Origin of the sequence: Priestia megaterium, assembly GCF_041941685.1 — a bacterium.
Lineage (GTDB): Bacteria > Bacillota > Bacilli > Bacillales > Bacillaceae_H > Priestia > Priestia megaterium_C.
On the sequence record NZ_CP130958.1, the window covers coordinates 757,757 to 777,195 of the forward strand.

The window sequence follows — 19,439 nt, forward strand, 5'->3', positions numbered from 1 at the left end:
AAGTATAAAAGAAAGATGTGCGATAGAAACAGGAGGTTATAAATAATGAAACATGTTGAAGTAGTAGAAAAAGGAGCAAACATTAAAGAAGCAGTTAATCAATTTGCAGACAAAGGTTTTGAGAAAGATGAAGTATACGTGTTTACGTATGACAAGGAAAATTCTAAAAATTTAACAGAAGTAACGGACACAAATATTATTCGACTGTCTGAAGAAGGTCCTTTGCATTCAGCAGCGAGTTTATTTTTAACAAGAGAAGATGAGCTTCGAACAAAAATGGCTTCACTAGGCTTATCAAAAGACGAAACAAAAAAATATGAAGAAGAGTTAAAGAAAGGCAGTGCGATTGTAGTAGCTGCTACAGGAGAAAGAAAAGACGTTTAATTTTAATAGAGGCTAGGGCAAAAGTAGTTTAGTTAAAGGAAGATCCGAACGCGTTTGATTCTTGATGGAGAATCAAACGCGTTCGGATTTTTTGTGGGGACTGTGTAACAAGTGATCTATACGAGCTCCTTTATCCCATTTGTTCATCTTTAGATTCAATTGATTTCGTTATGTCTCACACTTTTTTGTTTTTTCCAATATATGATTGATAAAACTAATGGTATTAGTTAAAATAAAAACTAATGCCATTAGTTTTTATTTTGATAATAGGGGATGAGGGAATGAGAATAGTTCGTGAGCAAATGTTATATCAACTGACGTTTTTGCCTCGCTTTTTTCCAGTGAATTGTTATTTAGTCGAAGAAAAAGACAGTCTTACATTAATTGATGCAGCTCTTCCTTACAGTGCGTCAGGTATTTTGAAAGCTGCAGATCAAATTGGAAAACCGATTACTCGAATTGTTTTTACACATACTCATGAAGATCACATCGGAGCGATTGATAATTTGAAGAAAAGTTTGCCGAATGCTTCTGTTTATATGTCGCAAAGAGATTATCGATTATTTTCAGGAGATTTCACACTCGATTCTGAAGAACCTCAAAACCCCATCCATGGGGGAATACCAAGCCTAGGAAAGGTTTCAACTAAAATTGATCATTTCATCGAAGAAGAGTCTTATATAGGCTCACTTGCTCCTATTTTTACACCTGGACATACACCTGGGTCTATGTCTTTTTTAGACCAGAGAACGAACGCATTAATTGCCGGAGATTCTTTCCAAGTGCGAGGGGGAATTGCGGTATCAGGTCAGTTAAAACCGCTGTTTCCGTTTCCTGCCTTTGGAACGTGGAGCAAAGAGATAGCGCTTAAAAGTGCAGAAAAGCTACATGAACTAAACCCGTCACTTCTTGCTGTTGGACACGGAAGAATTCTTTCTCAGCCGCTAAAATTGATGGAAAAAGCAATACAACAAGCAAAAGTAAAAATAGAAAAAAGGAGGTGAAGGGATGTCGCCACGACAAGGACTAGATTTCAAAAAGGTGATTCAAACAAGTGAAAATTTGGCCAATCGTGAAGGATTTTATGCTGTTACAATTGCTTCATTAGCCAAAGAATTAAATGTTCGTCCACCGTCTTTATATAACCATATAAAAGGGTTAGAAGAGCTGCGCAAAGAACTGGCTTTAAGTGGACTGCAGCAGCTATATCATCTTTTAAAAAGTGCTGTTGAACATGCTTCTGCAGAAGACGCTGTTTATCAGCTAAGTAAAGCGTACGTTTCATTTGTAAGAAAGTCTCCGGGAATATACGAAGCAACGGCAACGGTAGCACCAAGGATAAAGGATGAAGAAGTACAAAAAGCATCTGATAACATTGTGTTTTTAGTGCTAGATGTGTTGAAGCTGTATCAGCTTCCGGAAAATGAAGCTCTTCATGCTGTTAGAAGTCTTCGCAGCATTTTACATGGGTTTTCTTCTTTGGAGCATAAAGGGGGATTTGAAATGTCGTTAAGCACTGATGAGACTCTAGACTTTTTAATCCGTACGTTTGCATTGGGGCTACATCGATATAAACAGACCACATAAATTTTATTAATGCCACTAAGCCTAATGCTTTAGTTGAAATTGAAAAAAAAGAGAAAGAATGATAGATTACAAATAAAGACATTTATTCCTATTGTTTTAGGGTTGTTACTGATGAAGCAGGCAAAACCTAAGCTGCAAGGACAGAAAAAGGTAGTTTCTGTTTGTTGCTGTTTAGGTATTTTTTGTTTTTGTTTAAAATAACCAGCCCTTTTCATTTGTTTTATAAGGGAGAAATCTTCTGAGAATGGAGAGAAGCAAACATGCTTAATTCAAGAATGATCGTCATATTAAGAGAACTAATGTCCGTACAGTCTACATTATCAACCGTTACGAGTGAATATTTAGCAACAGTAAATCAAGTATCTTCTCGAACTATTCGAACGGATATAAAACAGCTAGATGACATTTTGTCTCAGTACGGAGCTAAAATTAAATCAGCTCGTGGGACAGGATATGAACTTAGTGTTTTAGATGAAAAACAGTTCCATCACCTCTTAAAAGAACTTTCGGCTAATCAATTATTTGATGCAACTTCTATTCCAACCGTTCCTGATGACCGCGTGCATTATTTAATCAAAAGATTGCTGCTAGCAGACGAATATTTGAAGCTCGAAGATTTAGCAGACGAGTTGTATATTAGCAAGTCAACGGTTCAAAACGATTTAAGAGATGTTAAAAAACAGCTGTGTAAGTATGATATTCTTTTAGAAAAACGTCCTAACTATGGCTTGAAAGCTAAAGGGGACGAAATGAAAATGAGATTCTGTATGTCTGAGTACATATTCAACCGAAAAGATAAAGAAATAGATATGGTATACAATAAAATATCTATCCTGCCCCAAGAATCAATCTTAACGATTAAAGCCCACATTTTAAATCAAATAAAACGATACAATATTATGGTTTCAGACATTGGATTAAACAATTTAATCATTCATTTAGCTATAGCTTGTAAGCGAATACAAGAAGAAAATTTTATCTCTTTGTATTCAGAAGATCTGCTTGAGATTATGGAGCATAAAGAATATGAAGTGGCAGCTGAAATTGTGCGAGAGATTGAAAATGCATTCAAGATTCGTTTTCCGAAGTCAGAAACGGCATATATCGCCATTCATTTGTTAGGTACAAAAATGCTCAACAATAGCAATCATGAAGAAAAAGAAGTGAAGCAGTTTATTGACACAAATATCTATGAATTAACAGCAGCTATATTAGAAGCAATTGAAAAAGAGCTTCATTTAGGAATTAGTGAAGATTCAGAGCTGATCCTTGGCATGAGCTTGCATTTGAAACCGGCTATCAATCGCTATAAATATGGAATGAATCTGCGAAACCCGATGCTTGAAGGAATTAAGAGTCATTACCCTCTGGCTTTTGAAGCTGGGATTATAGCTGGGAAGGTTTTGAAAAATCGCCTTGAAATCGACATGCATGAAACGGAAATTGGCTATTTAGCTTTACATATTGGAGGGGCCATTGAACGTCGAAAAATTATCAATCAGCCTAAGCGCTGTTTGATTGTATGCGCATCGGGAGTAGGGAGTGCCAAGCTATTATCATATAAGCTGCAGGCTACTTTTGGATTAAATCTGACTATTTTAGGAACAACGCAGTATTATAAACTTCACCAAATGTCGCTGCACTCTTTAGATTTTATTGTTAGTACCATTCCAATTCCAGATCATCTTCCTGTTCCTGTAGTACAAGTAAGTACGATTCTAGGAAACAGTGATTTTAAAAAAATTGATTGTTTAATGAAGAACAAACCGCAGCCTTCCTTAGAATACACAAAAAAAGAATTAGTATATTTACAGCAAGAATTTCAAACGAGAGAAGAAGTGCTTCATTTTTTAGGAGAGAAATTAACTCATCTAGGACTAGTTCCTTCTCAATTTATAGAATCTGTTTTTGAAAGAGAAGCTGCATCACCAACAAGTTTTGGCAATCTCGTTGCGATTCCTCATCCTATGGTTCCTCAAACGGATACGACGTTTTGGGCCATTTGTACGTTAAAAAAACCGATTATGTGGGAAGGAAACCTCGTACAATTTATTTGCCTTTTAAGTGTAAAAGCGAATAATCAAGGCGATTTGCAAAAGATGTACAGTTTGTTAGTCCGCGTTGTGGATGATAAGCAGGTCGTGCAGCGCTTAGTAAAGTGCAAGGATTATGAGGAATTTATAGAGGTGTTTATGAAAAATATTAGATAAAAAAAGAAGTCTAAGAGAGGGGGGCTTCTTTTTTTATCTGAATGTTCAAACAACCTTTTTCCGTTAGTAGCGGAAAAAGGTTGTGTATAAATGTAAGCGCTTTTATCTTATGATAAAACTATCAACAAAACAGATAGCAAAATAAAAAACGGGGGAATGGCAAATGAATATTCTATTATGTTGTGCAGCTGGAATGTCTACAAGTTTACTAGTAACAAAAATGGAAAAAAGCGCTCAGGAGCAAAGCACGGAGTATAAAATTTGGGCGGTTCCTGGTGATTCTGTTCGCAACCATATTGATCAAGCGGATGTACTTTTATTAGGACCTCAAGTGCGCTACTTATTGCCGCAGCTTAAGAAGATAGGTGAAGAAAAAGGAGTGCCAGTTGACGTTATAAATCCTGTTCACTACGGAACGTGTAATGGAGAACAAGTGTTAAAATTTGCAGTTCAACTAGTTTCAAAATAGGAGTGTGGACTACATGAGCAAATTTAATAGTATGCTTGAAAGCAAAGTAATGCCTATTGCGGGAAAAATGGCGGGCCAACGCCATTTACAAGCACTTCGAGACGGTATTGTTCTGACAATGCCGCTCATTATTATCGGTTCAGTATTTTTAATACTGTCAAATTTACCGATACCAGGTTACAACGACTTTATGGCAGGGATTTTCGGAAAAGAATGGGCAACGAAAATGGCCTATCCAGTGGGAGCTACATTCGATATTATGGCGCTGCTTGCTTGTTTCGGAATAGCCTATCGGTTAGCTGAAAAATACGGAGTAGATGCTTTGTCCGCAGGGGCTATTTCACTTGCTGCTTTTTTACTTGCTACTCCGTATAAAGTGTCCTTTCTCCCAAGTGGAGCCAAAGAAGCAATTTTAGTAGACGGCGGAATTCCAACCGCTTTAATGGGAAGTAAAGGGCTTTTTGTAGCGATGATTGTTGCGATTCTCTCTACCGAGATCTACAGATGGTTTATTCAAAAAGACATTATCATTAAGATGCCTGATGGAGTTCCTCCTGCTGTTGGAAAATCGTTTGCTGCTCTTATTCCTGGGTTTACGGTAATAGCATTTATTTGGATTTTACGTTTGTTAGTAGAACAAACGCATTTTGAAGTCTTCACAATATTGTTGGAGAATTGCTTGGAAAGCCTTTAGGTGTGCTAGGCGGCAGTTTAGGCGGTACGCTAGTTGCCGAACTTGTTATTATGCTCATGTGGTCTTGTGGACTTCATGGAGCGAATATTGTCGGTGGAATTATGGCTCCCATTTGGTATGGAGCTATGGATGAAAATCGAATTGCATTTGCTAATCATGAAGCATTACCAAATATTTTCACACAGCAGTTCTTTGATATTTGGATCAATATCGGAGGTAGCGGAGCAACGTTAGCTCTAGTTGTAGCTATGATTTTAAAAGCACGCAGTCAACAAATGAAGCAGCTTGGTAAGTTAGGGATAGGACCAGCTCTTTTTAATATCAATGAGCCAATCATCTTTGGACTTCCTATGGTGATGAATCCAATGATGCTTATTCCGTTTATTATTACCCCTCTTGTGACGGTAGTAGCAACCTATATTGCCATGTCGACAGGACTGGTAGCAAAACCAGCAGGTATTGCGGTTCCTTGGACCATGCCTCCGATTATTTCTGGCTATTTGGCAACAGGAGGAAAATTATCGGGTGCAGTTATGCAAGCTATTAATATCGGAATCTCTGTTTGCATTTATTATCCTTTCTTTAGAATGTGGGATAAACAAAAATTCACTGAAGAAAATGGTATACAGCCTGCAGCTGAAGGGGTACCAAGTGATACAAAGAAAGATATTGTGTGAGGAGGGATAAAGGATGGAAAGCATTCAAGAATATATTTTTAAATTAATCTTACACGGTGGAAACGGCAGAAGTTCAGCAATGGAAGCGATAGCAGCTGCCAAAAGCGGAAATTTTTCAGAAGCACGTGAAAAGCTTACACAAGCTGCAGAAGAATTAAATGCTGCTCATCATATCCAAACGTCGTTAATTCAAGGTGAAATTAGAGGGGAAAGCACAGAAATTTCTCTGCTCATGATTCATGCTCAAGATCATTTAATGAATGCGATGACGGTAAAAGAAATGGCTACTGAATTTGTAGATTTATATGAAGCAATCAAAATTTCTGGGGGGATTACACTATGAAAAAAGGTATTAAGATTGTAACGATTGGCGGAGGTTCAAGCTATACGCCTGAACTAATAGAAGGATTTATTAAACGATACGATGAACTTCAAGTTCGAGAACTGTGGCTAGTAGACGTTGAAGAAGGAAAAGAAAAGCTAGAGATTGTTGGTAATTTGGCGAAACGAATGGTGAAAAAATCAGGTTTGCCAATTAATGTTCATTTAACGTTAGATCGAAGAGAAGCACTAAAAGATGCGGATTTTGTAACGACTCAATTTCGCGTTGGTTTGTTAGATGCACGAGCGAAAGATGAAAGAATACCGCTTAAATACGGGGTGCTTGGTCAAGAAACAAATGGACCGGGCGGATTATTTAAAGGGCTTCGCACGATTCCCGTTATTTTAGATATCTGCCGTGACATTGAAGAGTTATGTCCAGAAGCTTGGCTGATTAACTTCACAAATCCTGCAGGCATGGTAACAGAAGCTGTGCTCCGCTATAGTAACATTAAAAAGATTGTAGGACTTTGTAATGTGCCAATTGGAATGGAAATGGGGATTGCTAAGCTGCTTGATGTAGATCACTCTCGCATTCGAATTGATTTTGCTGGTTTAAATCACATGGTCTACGGATTAGATGTATATGTAGATGGTGTAAGCGTTAAAGATCAAGTTATTGATTTATTGAGTGATCCAACTAACAGCAGCTTTGTGAAAAATGTAGCGGGACTTGGATGGGAGCCAGAATTTACAAAAGCCCTAAATGCGTTAACGTGTCCATATCACATGTACTATTATAAAACGCGTGAAATGGTAGAAAAAGAGCTTGTTAATTATGAAAAAGGTGAAACGAGAGCAGAAGTCGTAAAACAGTTGGAAAAAGAGCTGTTCGAACTGTATAAAGATCCTAATCTAGACATTAAACCGCCTCAATTAGAACAGCGCGGCGGAGCCTATTATAGTGATGCAGCCGTTCGATTGATTACATCCATTTATACGGATAAAGGCGATATTCAGCCTGTGAATACTATCAATAATGGTGCCATAGCAAGCATTCCTGCTGATTCCGCCGTAGAAGTAAGCTGTATTATTACAAAAGATGGTCCAAAGCCAATTTCAGTCGGTGACCTTCCTGTACCTGTCCGCGGTCTTGTTCAAACAATTAAGTCATTTGAGCGGATTGCAGCTGAAGCAGCAGTGACAGGAGATTATGACAAAGCTATTTTAGCATTAACCATTAATCCTCTTGTGGCTTCTGATAAACTAGCTAAGCAAATTGTCGATGAGATGTTAGAAGCTCATAAGGATTACTTGCCTCAATTTTTTAAAACTGTTCAAGCTTAAAGTCAAGCTATTCGAATACAGTACGTATTCGAATAGCTTTTTTCTATTTGTAAAGCTAGATTTCTGCCACCATCAATGTAACAATATAAAATAGAAACGGACAACAAAGGGTGGCTAGAAATGATTCATTTATTAATTATGATGGTAGAACGAGTCGGAGTTATTGTCATCTTAGGTTTTTTGCTGGCACATACAAAAGTTTTTCGGCAATTTCTCCGCAAACAGCAAGGTTATAAAGGAAAAGCCGTACTTATTTTTATTTTTTCTCTTTTTAGCATTATTAGTAACTACACGGGAATTGAAATTCAAGGAACAATTATTCGAAATGAAGACTTATTATTAAAAGTAGATCCATCAAGCTCGATTGCAAATACACGAATTATGGGTGTGGAAATGGGCGGTCTGCTTGGCGGTCCTTTTGTTGGTTTAGGAGTAGGACTACTTGCTGGCGTTCATCGCTTTATATTAGGAGGGAGTACTGCGTTTAGCTGTGCAGTTTCATCCGTTTTAGCAGGGGTGTTAACTGGATATATCGGCTATGCCTACCGGAAAAAACATCGAACGATTACACCGCGCTTTGCTGCACTTGTAGGCATAGCGATGGAAACGCTCCAGATGCTGATTATTTTATTATTTGCTAAACCGTTTGATTCGGCATGGACGCTAGTGAGTATTATTGCTATTCCAATGATTATTGTAAATGGCACGGGAAGCTATATTTTCTTATCTATTATTCAGTCCATTTTACGGCAAGAGGAACAAATGAGAGCGCTTCAGACACACAAAGTATTATTAATCGCGGATCAAACTCTTCCACATTTTCGTCAGGGTCTTACTAGTGAATCATGTGAAAATGTTGCAAATATTATTCATCGCTTCACAGGTACGGATGCTGTTTCGCTAACTGATACGCACAAAATTTTAGCTCATGTAGGGGAAGGAATTGATCATCACGTTCCTTCGCATAGTTTAATTACCGGGCTGTCTCACGAAGTGCTGAAGACAGGAAAAATTATGAAAGCAAAATCGAGAGAACAAATTGATTGTCAGCATAAAGATTGCCCGCTTCATGCCGCTATTGTGATGCCGCTTACTTCTCACGGTACTACCATTGGAACACTAAAAATGTACTTTAAAGATGCGAGCGGGTTAAGCCGGGTGGAGGAAGAGCTGGCAGAAGGATTGGCTAAACTTTTTTCAACTCAGCTAGAGCTCGGCGAAGCAGAGCTTCGAAGTAAATTGCTAAAAGATGCGGAGATTAAAGCTTTACAGGCACAGGTGAATCCTCACTTTTTATTTAATGCTATTAATACGATATCGGCGCTGTGCAGACAGGACGTAGAAAAAGCCAGAAAGCTGCTTTTGCAGTTAAGCATTTATTTTCGTTCCAATTTGCAAGGTGCAAGGCAGCTGTTGATTCCGTTATCAAAAGAGCTTGATCATGTCCACGCGTACTTATCGCTTGAACAAGCCAGGTTCCCTAATAAATACGAAATTGACATGTATATTGAAGAAGAGCTAGATGATGTCTTGCTTCCGCCATTTATTCTTCAAGTGCTTGTGGAAAATGCCATTCGGCACGCGTTTCCGCGTAAACAAAAGCACTGTCGCGTAGAAGTTTATATTGAGACAAAAGATAAATATGTATACGTAAAGGTAAAAGACAATGGACAAGGTATAGACACAAAACGATTGCAAATGCTTGGTAATCAGCCCGTTTTTTCAGAAAAAGGAACGGGGACGGCTCTTTACAATATTAAACAACGTTTGCATGGATTGTTTGGAAAAGAAACAACACTGGAGTTTGACGTAACAGAAGGAACAGCGGTTTCGTTTGTTATACCAATTGAATTAAAAAGCGAGGGTATGTAATATGCTGCGAGTACTAATAGTAGATGATGAAATGTTAGCGCGAGATGAATTAAAATATTTATTACATCGAACGAAAGAAGTAGACTTCATTGAAGAAGCTGAAAGTATCGAAGAGGCGTTGGATAAAATGATGGATGAAAAGCCGGATTTATTATTTTTAGATATACAATTGTCGGATGACAGCGGTTTTGATATTGCTAAAAGGCTCAAAAAAATGAAAAATCCTCCAGCTATTATATTTGCAACCGCGTACGATCAGTACGCTTTACAAGCCTTTGAGGTAGATGCAATTGATTACATTTTGAAGCCTTTTGATGAAGAAAGAGTGGTGCAGGCCATTCATAAATATAAAAAAATGCGTGTTCCTCATCTCGCTGTGAAAGAAGAAGAATCGATAGGAGAGTCTTCTTCTCAAACTGGAAAGTTAGCGATTTCTGTAGATGATTCGATTGTGTTGGTGAATATAAAGGACATCTTGTTTGTAGGATTAATAGAAGGAGAAGTCACCATTCAGACCATAACAGAATCCTACCATACTGCTGATACGCTTGCTATGCTAGAAAAAAAGCTCCCTTCTCAGTCGTTTAGTCGTGTGCACAGGGGGTATATCGTCAACGTAAATCATATTTCCGAAGTACAGCCTTGGTTTAATTCTACGTATAATTTAGTAATGAAAAACGATGAGCGAGTTCCTGTCAGCCGTACATATGCTAAAGAATTAAAGAAACGTTTAGGAATTTAAGGAAAAAGCAGCTTGCGTATGCATTTTGGCAAGCTGTTTTTTTGCATTTCAAGGCTCGATTTTTGTAAGTGAGCACAAATATTTGACTCTTTAATTTGAAAACGCTTTCTTATTGATTTTCATTTTATATAATGAAGTCAACAAACAGAGAGAGGTGAAAGAAATGAGTGCTAAAAAAGTGTATGGCTTTTTAACACAAGCATTTATTTTTTCCGTAATTATGTTGATTTCAGATTTTATTGCAGAGCATTTGCCTTTTCCAATGCCTGCTTCAGTCATTGGACTTGTGCTGTTATTTCTTGCACTCTGCTTGAAGATTATTAAACTAGAGCAAGTTGAATCACTGGGAACGGCTTTAACTTCTTTGATCGGATTTTTATTTGTACCAGCAGGTATTTCTGTTATGAATTCATTAGGTGTTATGCAGCAGTACGGCATTCAAATTTGTTTAGTTATCATCGTGGCAACGATTATTTTGTTAGGCGTTACAGGCTTATTTTCACAGCTTATACTTGGCATGACAAAAGATAATAAAGCAAAAGAAGAAATAAAAGATGTAGATATGGGTGAAAAAACAAAAAAACAAGGTATTGCTTAACATCAATTATAAAGAGACAAGGTGGTTGGAAAGATGAATCCGTATTTTGGAATCGTGGTTTCTTTAGCTGCGTACGGCATTGGAACGTATTTATTTAAAAAGTCAAAAGGTTTTTTCTTATTTACTCCTTTATTTGTGGCAATGGTACTCGGAATTGCTTTTTTGAAAATTGGCCATTTTTCTTATGAGGAATATAGCAGCGGCGGGAAAATTATCAGCTTCTTTTTAGAACCGGCAACAATTGCTTTCGCCATCCCTTTATATAAGCAAGCCGATAAATTAAAAAAGTACTGGTGGCAAATTCTTTCTTCTATTGCGGTAGGGTCAGTTTGTTCGGTAGCGATTATTTTTGCGATTGCTAAAGGTATTCATATGGATGAAGTTGTGATGAAATCAATGCTTCCACAAGCAGCTACAACAGCGATTGCGCTGCCATTGTCTCAAGATATTGGAGGGATTCCTGCTATTACTTCCTTTGCTGTTATTTTTAATGCAGTCATCGTATATGCGCTGGGCGCTTTATTTTTAAAAGTATTCAAGGTGAAGAATCCAATTTCGAAAGGATTAGCTCTTGGAACTTCTGGGCATGCGCTAGGAGTAGCCGTAGGGATTGAAATGGGAGAAGTAGAGGCAGCCATGGCAAGTATTGCAGTTGTTATTGTAGGCGTCGTCACAGTTGCCGTTATTCCACTTTTTGTTCAGCTAGTCATGTAACAAAAGCCTGAAGGAGTCAGAGATTTTCTGACTCCTTCAGGCTTTTGTTTGTTAATTAATACACCACTCCAAAATGTCGTGATGCGCAGTTTTGACAGGTTGTATGGTCAAAAAGACTCTCAGGAATGATAAATTCAAAACAAAATTGACATTGTTTGAATTGACTTTGTCTATAAAACATTGTCTCTAAGAAAATAGCTGTAATATGTTCCGTTATGTGCTTATGGGAACGTCGTTCTAAAGTGGACCATGGAATAGACTGATGCTCTATGTAAATCGGACAGGAAGTATAGGGTGTATCCCATTGAATGGCTTGATATCCAAACGTAAGGCCATGATGAGCTGCTGATGTAAATATGATTAGGTTTTGATGGAATTCTGGCAGAGGTAATTCTAGTTTTTGATCTTTAAGCGATCTCGTTTTGGAATGAAGGTTATACAATTTAATTTGAAAATGAATCCACTGAGTGGCGTGAACGGTTATTGACATGTTTTAAACCTCCAATTCAGACTCTTTCTTTTATCATAATTGATTTCAAAATAAATAAATAGTAGGCAAAAAGAAGATAACAAAATTTTATATAGATTACTTATAAGGCGTAGGGAAAGGTGATATAAGCATAGCATCCTTTTTTCTACCCCTTTTTAAAGTATATTAATCTTCTATATAAAAGCTTGCTTTCAACGAATGGTACCGGCATATTCATACGCTTTAAACAGATTTTAATGTTAGAAGTTATAACAAGGTTCATTTTTTTAGAGAAGTTTATGAAATAATAAAAGCTGTATATTTTACGGTCTGAATCTATGTGTTGGAGGTTTTTATATGACAAAACAAAAGCTGATATTAATCGGAAATGGAATGGCAGGAATGCGCTGTATTGAAGAAATTCTTATTCATTCTCCAAGTTGTTTTGATATTACTGTTTTTGGAAGTGAGCCTCACGTTAACTATAACCGAATTTTATTATCAACCGTTTTACAAGGCAGTACAAAGCTTGAAGATATCAATATTCATTCTTTGGCATGGTATAAGGAAAATAATATCACTTTATTTAAAGGAGAAAGCGTTACGCACATAGACACCAAGAGAAAAATAATAAAAACAGATAAAAACAGAGAGACGATGTACGACAAGCTTATTCTTGCTACTGGCTCGAGCCCGTATATGCTCCCCGTTAAAGGGTCTGACAAAGAAGGTGTCCTCGGTTTTCGTACCATCGAAGACTGTCAGGAAATGATTAAAATTTCTAAACAGTATAAAAAAGCAGCGGTTATTGGAGGAGGTCTGTTAGGGCTGGAAGCTGCTAGGGGACTATTAAATTTGGGAATGGATGTTCAAGTCATTCATCATTCGAGTTTCTTGATGGAGCGACAGTTAGACAGAGCAGCATCTGCTATGTTAAGAGAAGAATTAGAAAAGCAAGGCATGAGTTTTCTATTAAACAAACATACGGATGAGATTATAGGGGAAAATCGAGCAGAAGGCGTCCGATTTAATGATAGCAGTAAAATTGCAGCTGATTTAGTTGTAATGGCTACAGGAGTGAGGCCAAATGTTAATCTAGCTAAAAAAAGCGGAATAGAAACAAATAGAGCAATCATCGTAAATGATTATTTAGAAACGAGCATCCCGGATATCTATGCAGTAGGTGAATGCGCGGAACATCGAGGGACGACATACGGCCTTGTTGCTCCTCTTTACGAACAAGGAAAAGTCTTAGCGCGACATCTTTGCCAAATAAAAAACGACGGTTATCGCGGGTCCGTTATTTCCACTCAATTAAAAATATCAGGAATAGACGTTTACTCAGTCGGAGAATTCAAGGAAAACCAAGGTGCAAAAGCCATTACGATTTCGAATATGTTAGATGGTATATACAAAAAAGTAGTTTTTCGCGAAGGCAAAATAGTGGGAGCTGTTCTTTTTGGAGATACCAGTGAGGCTATAAAGCTATCACAAATGATTAATGAAAAAAAGGATTTGTCGCAAGCGGAAAAAGTACAATTATTTCCTTCTCAACATGAAAAAGAAAGTGCAGTAACTTCTATGCCACTTACAAATATCGTATGCAACTGTAACGGTGTAACAAAGGGAACCATTATTGAAGCAGTACAGAAAAATGATTTAACGACAGTAGATGAAATAAAAAATTGCACGAAAGCTTCTGGTTCATGCGGAGGATGCAAACCCCTTGTAACAGATCTTTTAACATATATTCAAAGCGATGAGTTTGATGAAATCATTGAACAAAAAACCTTTTGTACATGTACACATTTATCAGAAGATGAGCTGGTAAGAGAAATGCAGCAATATCAATTTGAGACGGTTCAGCAAGTAAGGAAAATATTAAAGTTTAAAGACATGAAAGGCTGTTCGTTATGTGAAGGCGGTCTTCATTACTATTTAGATATGATGAATCCTCATTATGAAAACAATCGACATTCTTTATTTACTACGGAGAATGAACAGGCTGTTTTGCTTCACGATGGGACATATGCAGTGGTACCGCAAATTCACGGTGGTCTGACAAATGTACAGGAATTAAGGAACATAGCAAATGTAGCTGAAAGGTACAACATCTCTAATATTCGTTTAACAAGTGATCAGCGCATTCAACTTATTGGAGTGAAAAAAGAATATCTTCCGTTGATAAGTGAGGAAATAGATAGAGGACTTCAGCAGCTATATGAACGTACAGTTAAAAATGTATCTGTTTATATAGGAAAAGGAAAGTGTATTTGTCAGTATGAACCTGCTCTTGCTTTATCAAATGAATTAGATAAACAGCTTGAATATGTAAAGACCCCATGTGATATCAAAATCAGTATTGCTTCGTGTTCTCACATTGCAGAGAGTGTAACAACAAGTGATATAGGATTAAGAAGAATAGACAGGGGATGGGAAATATATGCTGGCGGAAGCAGCGCAGAAGCCAGAAGCGGGGAGCTGTTTTATGTGGCCGAAACGAACGAAGAAGCAGTAGAAATCAGCTGTTCTTTGATTCAATATTACCGGGAAACGGGGAACTATTTAGAAACCGTCGGGAGCTGGATCGAGCGAGTAGGAATTGTTCATGTCAGAGAAGTTTTGTTTGAGATAGACAATCGAGAGTATTTAATGAAGCAGCTCAGTTCAGAGCGCTCTCGTGCAATCACATATTTATTATAGGAAAGAAGGGTGACCTACGATGACTGAGATGCTATTGAAATATTTTCGTGAGCAGCAAAAGCAAGTTGAAACCGAGCGTATCTATAATACTCAGTGTCCTTACTGCAGCATGCAGTGCAAAATGCAGTTAGTTGAACAAACACATGTGAAAAGGAAAACGTATAAAACAATTGGAACAGACAACCCTACTTCTCAAGGAAGGTTGTGTATCAAAGGAATGAATGCGCATCAGCATCCTTTGCATAAAGATCGGATTCAATATCCTTTATTAAAAGTAAACGGAGAGTTTGTAAAGATTTCTTGGAAAGAAGCTTTTCGCTATATTAAAGAAAACGTTACAGAAATTCAAGAGAAGAATGGAGCAGATGCGCTAGGTGTTTATGGAAGTGCCTCTATTACAAATGAAGAAGCTTATTTATTAGGGAAATTTGCTCGAGTTGCGTTAAAAACAAAGTATATTGATTACAATGGACGCTTATGTATGTCGGCTGCTGCTTCTGCTGCTAGTAAAACATTTGGCATGGACAGAGGATTTACGAATAGCTTGCAAGAGATTCCGTTTACTGAATGTATTATGTTAGCTGGAACAAATATTGCGGAATGTCAGCCAACGATTATGCCTTATTTTGAGAAAGCAAAAGAAAATGGAGCTTTTATTATTGCAATTGATCCAAGAGAAACAGCTACAACTAAAATAGCTGATTTACACTTGAAACTTAAGCCGGGGAGCGACGCGGCATTAGCCAATGGAATCTTGAAGGTCCTTATCGAAGAAAATTATCTAGATGAACGATTTCTACAAGAACGTGTCAATGGATTTGAAGAAGTAATTCAATATGTGGCGTCTCTAGAATTTAATATCATTGAAGAAATAACGGGAGTGCCACTTGAAGAGATGTACCAAGCTGCCCGTATGTTTGGCCAAAGAAAAACGGGAATGATTTTTACTGCTAGAGGGGTAGAGCAGCAAACAGACGGAAGTGCTGCGGTGCGAAATTTTTTGAATATTCTACTTTCTGTTGGGAAAATTGGTAAACCTCGCTGCGGATATGGGGCCATTACCGGTCAAGGAAATGGGCAAGGAGCCCGAGAGCATGGTCAAAAAGCGGATCAGCTTCCAGGCTACCGTTCAATCGAAAACCGCGAGCACCGGATGTATATAGCGGATGTGTGGAACATAGAGGAGAAAGATCTTCCTAGAAAAGGTGTTTCTGCATATGAGATGATTGAAAAAATTCATGACGGTGAAATTAAAGGGTTGTTTTTGATGTGTTCAAATCCAACAGTTTCAAATCCAAACGCTAATTTTGTTAAGAAGGCTTTTGAAAAGCTTGAATTTCTAGTAGTAGCAGATATGTTTGAATCAGAAACAGCAAAATTAGCAAACTTGATCTTACCAGCATCTTCCTACTTGGAAGATGAAGGAACCATGACAAATATAGAGGGAAGAGTTACATTACGCGAGGCTAGCTTTCCATGCCGTGGCGAAATCAAACACGACTGGGAAATACTATGTGAAATTGCTAAAGCTTTAGGGAAAGAGGAACATTTTTCGTTTTCATCAGCTGAAGAAATATTTAATGAACTGCGAATAGCAAGTAAAGGAGGGATCGCCGATTACTCCGGTATTACGTACGAACGATTACGAGAGGAAAAAGGAATTTTATGGCCATGCAGAAGCTTAACAGATAAAGGAACCGAGCGCCTGTTTGAGACGCGTTTTGCTCATAGTGATGGGAAAGCGATGATGGTCCCTGTCTCGAATCAAGCTATTGTTCCTAAAGCAAAAATAACCGAAAAATATCCTCTCTATTTAACAACGGGGAGAGTGATGTCGCACTATTTAACGGGTGTACAAACGCGAAAAAGTGCGTCTTTATCTGCTAGAAATTTCGAATCTTTTATGGAAATTCACCCTTCAACAGCGAAAAAATATGAAATTTCGAATCAAGAATTAGTACAAATTGAATCTTCATATGGAAGGATTGTGGTAAGAAGCAAATTTTCAGAGGGCATTCGGCCAGATACCGTATTTGTTCCTTTTCACTGGGCGGATTCTCAAAATGTTAATAACCTTGTCTCTGAGAAATTAGATCCTGCCTGTAAGATGCCAGGGTTTAAAGTAAGTGCTGTGAATATTAGCCCTTTTGTAAAAAGAAGTAGCTATTAAAAATGCTGATGCAAAAAGCCTCTTGAAAAAAGAGGCTTTTTACATGGAATTAGGCAAGGTGCTTTTGGTTAATACGTACATCTTGTTTTTTGAATCCAGAATAATTCAGTAAGAGACAGAATAGGGCAAAAAGCGCTAGTAAGGAAAAACCGATAACGTAATCTCCGCTTGTATCTTTTATAAAGCCTAGCACAATAGGGGGAAAGAATCCGCCTACTCCTCCGAATGCACCTACGATCCCGGTAACAGCTCCAATATTTCCTGTTGAAACAGATGGAACCATTTTAAAAACAGCTCCATTTCCGATACCAAGAGTAATGGCTGCAAGTAAACAACCTACGCTAAATAAGGAGAAGGCAGTGATGGTAAATGCAATAAATAACCCTATTAGTAGCATTCCGGTAAAGACGAAGGTGAGTACTTTTTTTGCTCCGAAGACATCCGATAAATATCCTCCAAGAGGCCGTACAAACGTTGCTAGTACGACAAATCCAGCTGTTTTCAGCCCACTGTCTACAGTTGAAGCATTAAATTGATCATGCAAAATGGTAGGGAGATAGATGCTGAACGTTACAAATCCACCAAATGTTAAAAAATAGAAAATGGATAAAAACCACGTTTCTTTAAATTTTAATACCGATAAAGATTCCTGCAGCGTTTTGGGGGAAGCAGCAGAAGGGTGGTCTGAAGTTCCTACCCATAATAAAAGAGCCATTAAGGCTACCGCAATTGCTAAACTCCAAAATACCCAAGGCAAGCCAAAAGAAGAAAAGATAAGTGGAATACTAAAGCTTGCTACCGCCGATCCTAAGTTGCCCATCCCGGCAATTCCTAAAATAAAACCTTGCTTTTGAGGTGAATACCATTTAGAGACATATGTAATGGAAATAGCAAATGTTGTTCCAGCCATGCCGATAAAAAATGCCCAAAAGAGCAGCATGGAATAAGAATGAGTAAAGCCTGCACAAATGGTAGGGAGTAAAAGAGCCAGCATAGTCAAAGAATAGACTTTTCTTCCCCCGAAGCGATCTGTTAAAATCCCCATCGGAATTCGCATGAGGGAACCTAATAAGACGGGAGTGGCAATTAAGATACTTTTTTCAGCATTGGTTAATGAATACATCACTTGAATATCTGCAGCGATAGGCGCGAAGACCGACCATACTGAAAAAGCAATAATCATAGATAAAGTCGAGATAAGAAGTACAGATAAGGGCCGTTTAGAAAACATTGCTTAAAAACCTCCTTTTTTATATGCAGCGTAAAGCTGTTGCAATATGGTAATTATGATACTACGTTTTCTTTCTTATGTATCATTCTATGTTAGGTTTTCTTCCGTACTTTTGCTGAGGAACGGATGCAGATAAAGGTGGAGAGATAACTTACACTCTATCTAATTGCTGATGAAGAAACGGTTAAAAAGCTTTGAAAGAACAGTAAGTAGAAATATTGCCGAAAGAATGGAAGGAAAATTGAAATTAGAAGAGGTTAATAGAGTAAGCATCTATAAATTTGTGCTATCGAATTATAGCGAAATAAAAAATAATTCATATTTTATATAGAACACAAATTTTTGAAATAGAAGGTGGAAAAAGTGACAGAAAAGCATCCTCTTTCAGGTTATAAAAAGGATGATAACGGAGTTCTCTGGATATGGAGTTACGTTGGACAGGCTAGAGTGAAAATGGGGTATAAAGTAAAAAGTCTGCTTCACTATGAGCAATCTTCCTATCAACAAATCAGTATTGTGGATACAAAATGGTATGGGAAAATGTTGGTGCTAGATGGTACTCCACAAATTTCAACAGGAGAAGGGTTTATTTATAATGAAATGATTAGCCATGTGCCAATTATAACGCATTCAAATCCCAAAAAAGTTGCGATGATTGGCGGAGGAGACTGCGGTCCTGCACGGGAGGCCATGAAGTATGACGGAATTCAACAAATTGATGTAGTCGAAATCGATCCAAAAGTTACAGAAATCTGCCGCACATGGCTAACTCCGGCTTCTTGTTATGATGGTGAAACCAGGCTCAATATGATACATCGCGATGGAATAGATTGGATTCAAGAACAAAAGGGAGTTTATGATGTTCTCATAATTGACCGGCCTGACCCTGTTGGACCGGGAAAAAAACTATTTCAACCTGATTTTTATCAATATGTCTACAACAGCCTTAAGGATGATGGCGTGGTTGTTTTTCAATCAGGATCTCCTTACTACAATACTTCTACATTACAAGGCACAATTAAAAATCTAAAGGAGCTATTTCCAATTGTCCGCACATATTTAGTGACTATACCTCTTTTCCCTTGCGGCATTTGGAGTTTTACGATTGCTTCTAAAAAAATGGATCCTCTTCAGGCCGATTTGACGAAGCTACAGCATACAGATACTCAATATATTGATCCTGAAATTTTCCGTGCATCATTTGTTTTACCTAAATATATAAAAGAAATAGTAGACGGAAAAGATTCCTAA

General features: G+C 37.7%; 16 protein-coding genes and 1 pseudogene. 15 read left to right on the forward strand and 2 right to left on the reverse strand.

Going from position 1 to position 19,439, the window contains the following annotated elements:
• The first annotated feature begins 45 nt into the window (after positions 1-45).
• The 12 genes and pseudogenes from Q5794_RS04080 to lrgB all read left to right on the forward strand — a co-directional run bounded on the left by Q5794_RS04080 (position 46) and on the right by lrgB (position 11,615).
• The gene (locus Q5794_RS04080) at positions 46-384 is read left to right on the forward strand and encodes a general stress protein (protein WP_025749849.1); all 339 of its coding nucleotides are present in this window, start codon (positions 46-48) and stop codon (positions 382-384) included.
• Between the two features lie 281 nt (positions 385-665).
• On the forward strand, positions 666-1,388 hold the full coding sequence (locus Q5794_RS04085; RefSeq protein WP_374988705.1) for an MBL fold metallo-hydrolase: 723 nt from the start codon (positions 666-668) through the stop codon (positions 1,386-1,388).
• Between the two features lie 4 nt (positions 1,389-1,392).
• Positions 1,393-1,971 (forward strand): TetR/AcrR family transcriptional regulator, encoded by a 579-nt coding sequence (locus Q5794_RS04090; protein WP_374988706.1) that lies wholly within the window; start codon positions 1,393-1,395, stop codon positions 1,969-1,971.
• Positions 1,972-2,231: 260 nt separating this feature from the next.
• Positions 2,232-4,181 (forward strand): BglG family transcription antiterminator, encoded by a 1,950-nt coding sequence (locus tag Q5794_RS04095; RefSeq protein ID WP_374988707.1) that lies wholly within the window; start codon positions 2,232-2,234, stop codon positions 4,179-4,181.
• A 163-nt stretch (positions 4,182-4,344) separates the two neighbouring features.
• Positions 4,345-4,650, forward strand: a complete 306-nt coding sequence (locus Q5794_RS04100; protein WP_374988708.1) for a PTS sugar transporter subunit IIB — start codon at positions 4,345-4,347, stop codon at positions 4,648-4,650.
• A 13-nt stretch (positions 4,651-4,663) separates the two neighbouring features.
• Positions 4,664-6,021 (forward strand): annotated as a pseudogene (gene celB / locus Q5794_RS04105) (PTS cellobiose transporter subunit IIC).
• A 13-nt stretch (positions 6,022-6,034) separates the two neighbouring features.
• Positions 6,035-6,364, forward strand: a complete 330-nt coding sequence (locus Q5794_RS04110) for a PTS lactose/cellobiose transporter subunit IIA (protein WP_013081807.1) — start codon at positions 6,035-6,037, stop codon at positions 6,362-6,364.
• Positions 6,361-7,689, forward strand: a complete 1,329-nt coding sequence (locus Q5794_RS04115; protein ID WP_374988709.1) for a 6-phospho-beta-glucosidase — start codon at positions 6,361-6,363, stop codon at positions 7,687-7,689. Before Q5794_RS04110 ends, Q5794_RS04115 begins: the two co-directional genes overlap by 4 nt.
• Before the next feature lie 120 nt (positions 7,690-7,809).
• Positions 7,810-9,561, forward strand: a complete 1,752-nt coding sequence (locus Q5794_RS04120; RefSeq protein WP_192996631.1) for a sensor histidine kinase — start codon at positions 7,810-7,812, stop codon at positions 9,559-9,561.
• A 1-nt stretch (position 9,562) separates the two neighbouring features.
• On the forward strand, positions 9,563-10,303 hold the full coding sequence (locus Q5794_RS04125; RefSeq protein ID WP_374988710.1) for a LytR/AlgR family response regulator transcription factor: 741 nt from the start codon (positions 9,563-9,565) through the stop codon (positions 10,301-10,303).
• A 163-nt stretch (positions 10,304-10,466) separates the two neighbouring features.
• A complete protein-coding gene (lrgA, locus tag Q5794_RS04130; RefSeq protein WP_192996632.1) occupies positions 10,467-10,901 on the forward strand; it encodes an antiholin-like murein hydrolase modulator LrgA in 435 nt (144 codons plus the stop codon).
• A gap of 33 nt (positions 10,902-10,934) precedes the next feature.
• Positions 10,935-11,615: an antiholin-like protein LrgB gene (gene lrgB, locus Q5794_RS04135; RefSeq protein ID WP_013055484.1), complete on the forward strand. Its 681-nt coding sequence runs from the start codon at positions 10,935-10,937 to the stop codon at positions 11,613-11,615.
• A gap of 55 nt (positions 11,616-11,670) precedes the next feature.
• Here lrgB and Q5794_RS04140 read toward each other — a convergent pair whose 3' ends face one another.
• On the reverse strand, positions 11,671-12,105 hold the full coding sequence (locus tag Q5794_RS04140) for a hypothetical protein (protein ID WP_025749838.1): 435 nt from the start codon (positions 12,103-12,105) through the stop codon (positions 11,671-11,673).
• Between the two features lie 336 nt (positions 12,106-12,441).
• On the opposite strand from Q5794_RS04140, the gene nirB reads away from it, so the two are divergent.
• Positions 12,442-14,787, forward strand: coding sequence for a nitrite reductase large subunit NirB (gene nirB, locus Q5794_RS04145; RefSeq protein ID WP_374988711.1), 2,346 nt, complete (start codon positions 12,442-12,444; stop codon positions 14,785-14,787).
• Positions 14,788-14,806: 19 nt separating this feature from the next.
• Positions 14,807-16,957 (forward strand): molybdopterin oxidoreductase family protein, encoded by a 2,151-nt coding sequence (locus Q5794_RS04150; protein WP_374988712.1) that lies wholly within the window; start codon positions 14,807-14,809, stop codon positions 16,955-16,957.
• A 49-nt stretch (positions 16,958-17,006) separates the two neighbouring features.
• Here the strand turns inward: Q5794_RS04150 and Q5794_RS04155 are convergent, their stop codons facing one another.
• On the reverse strand, positions 17,007-18,188 hold the full coding sequence (locus Q5794_RS04155; RefSeq protein ID WP_374988713.1) for a nitrate/nitrite transporter: 1,182 nt from the start codon (positions 18,186-18,188) through the stop codon (positions 17,007-17,009).
• A gap of 363 nt (positions 18,189-18,551) precedes the next feature.
• On the opposite strand from Q5794_RS04155, the gene speE reads away from it, so the two are divergent.
• Positions 18,552-19,439 (forward strand): polyamine aminopropyltransferase, encoded by an 888-nt coding sequence (gene speE, locus Q5794_RS04160; RefSeq protein WP_034654266.1) that lies wholly within the window; start codon positions 18,552-18,554, stop codon positions 19,437-19,439.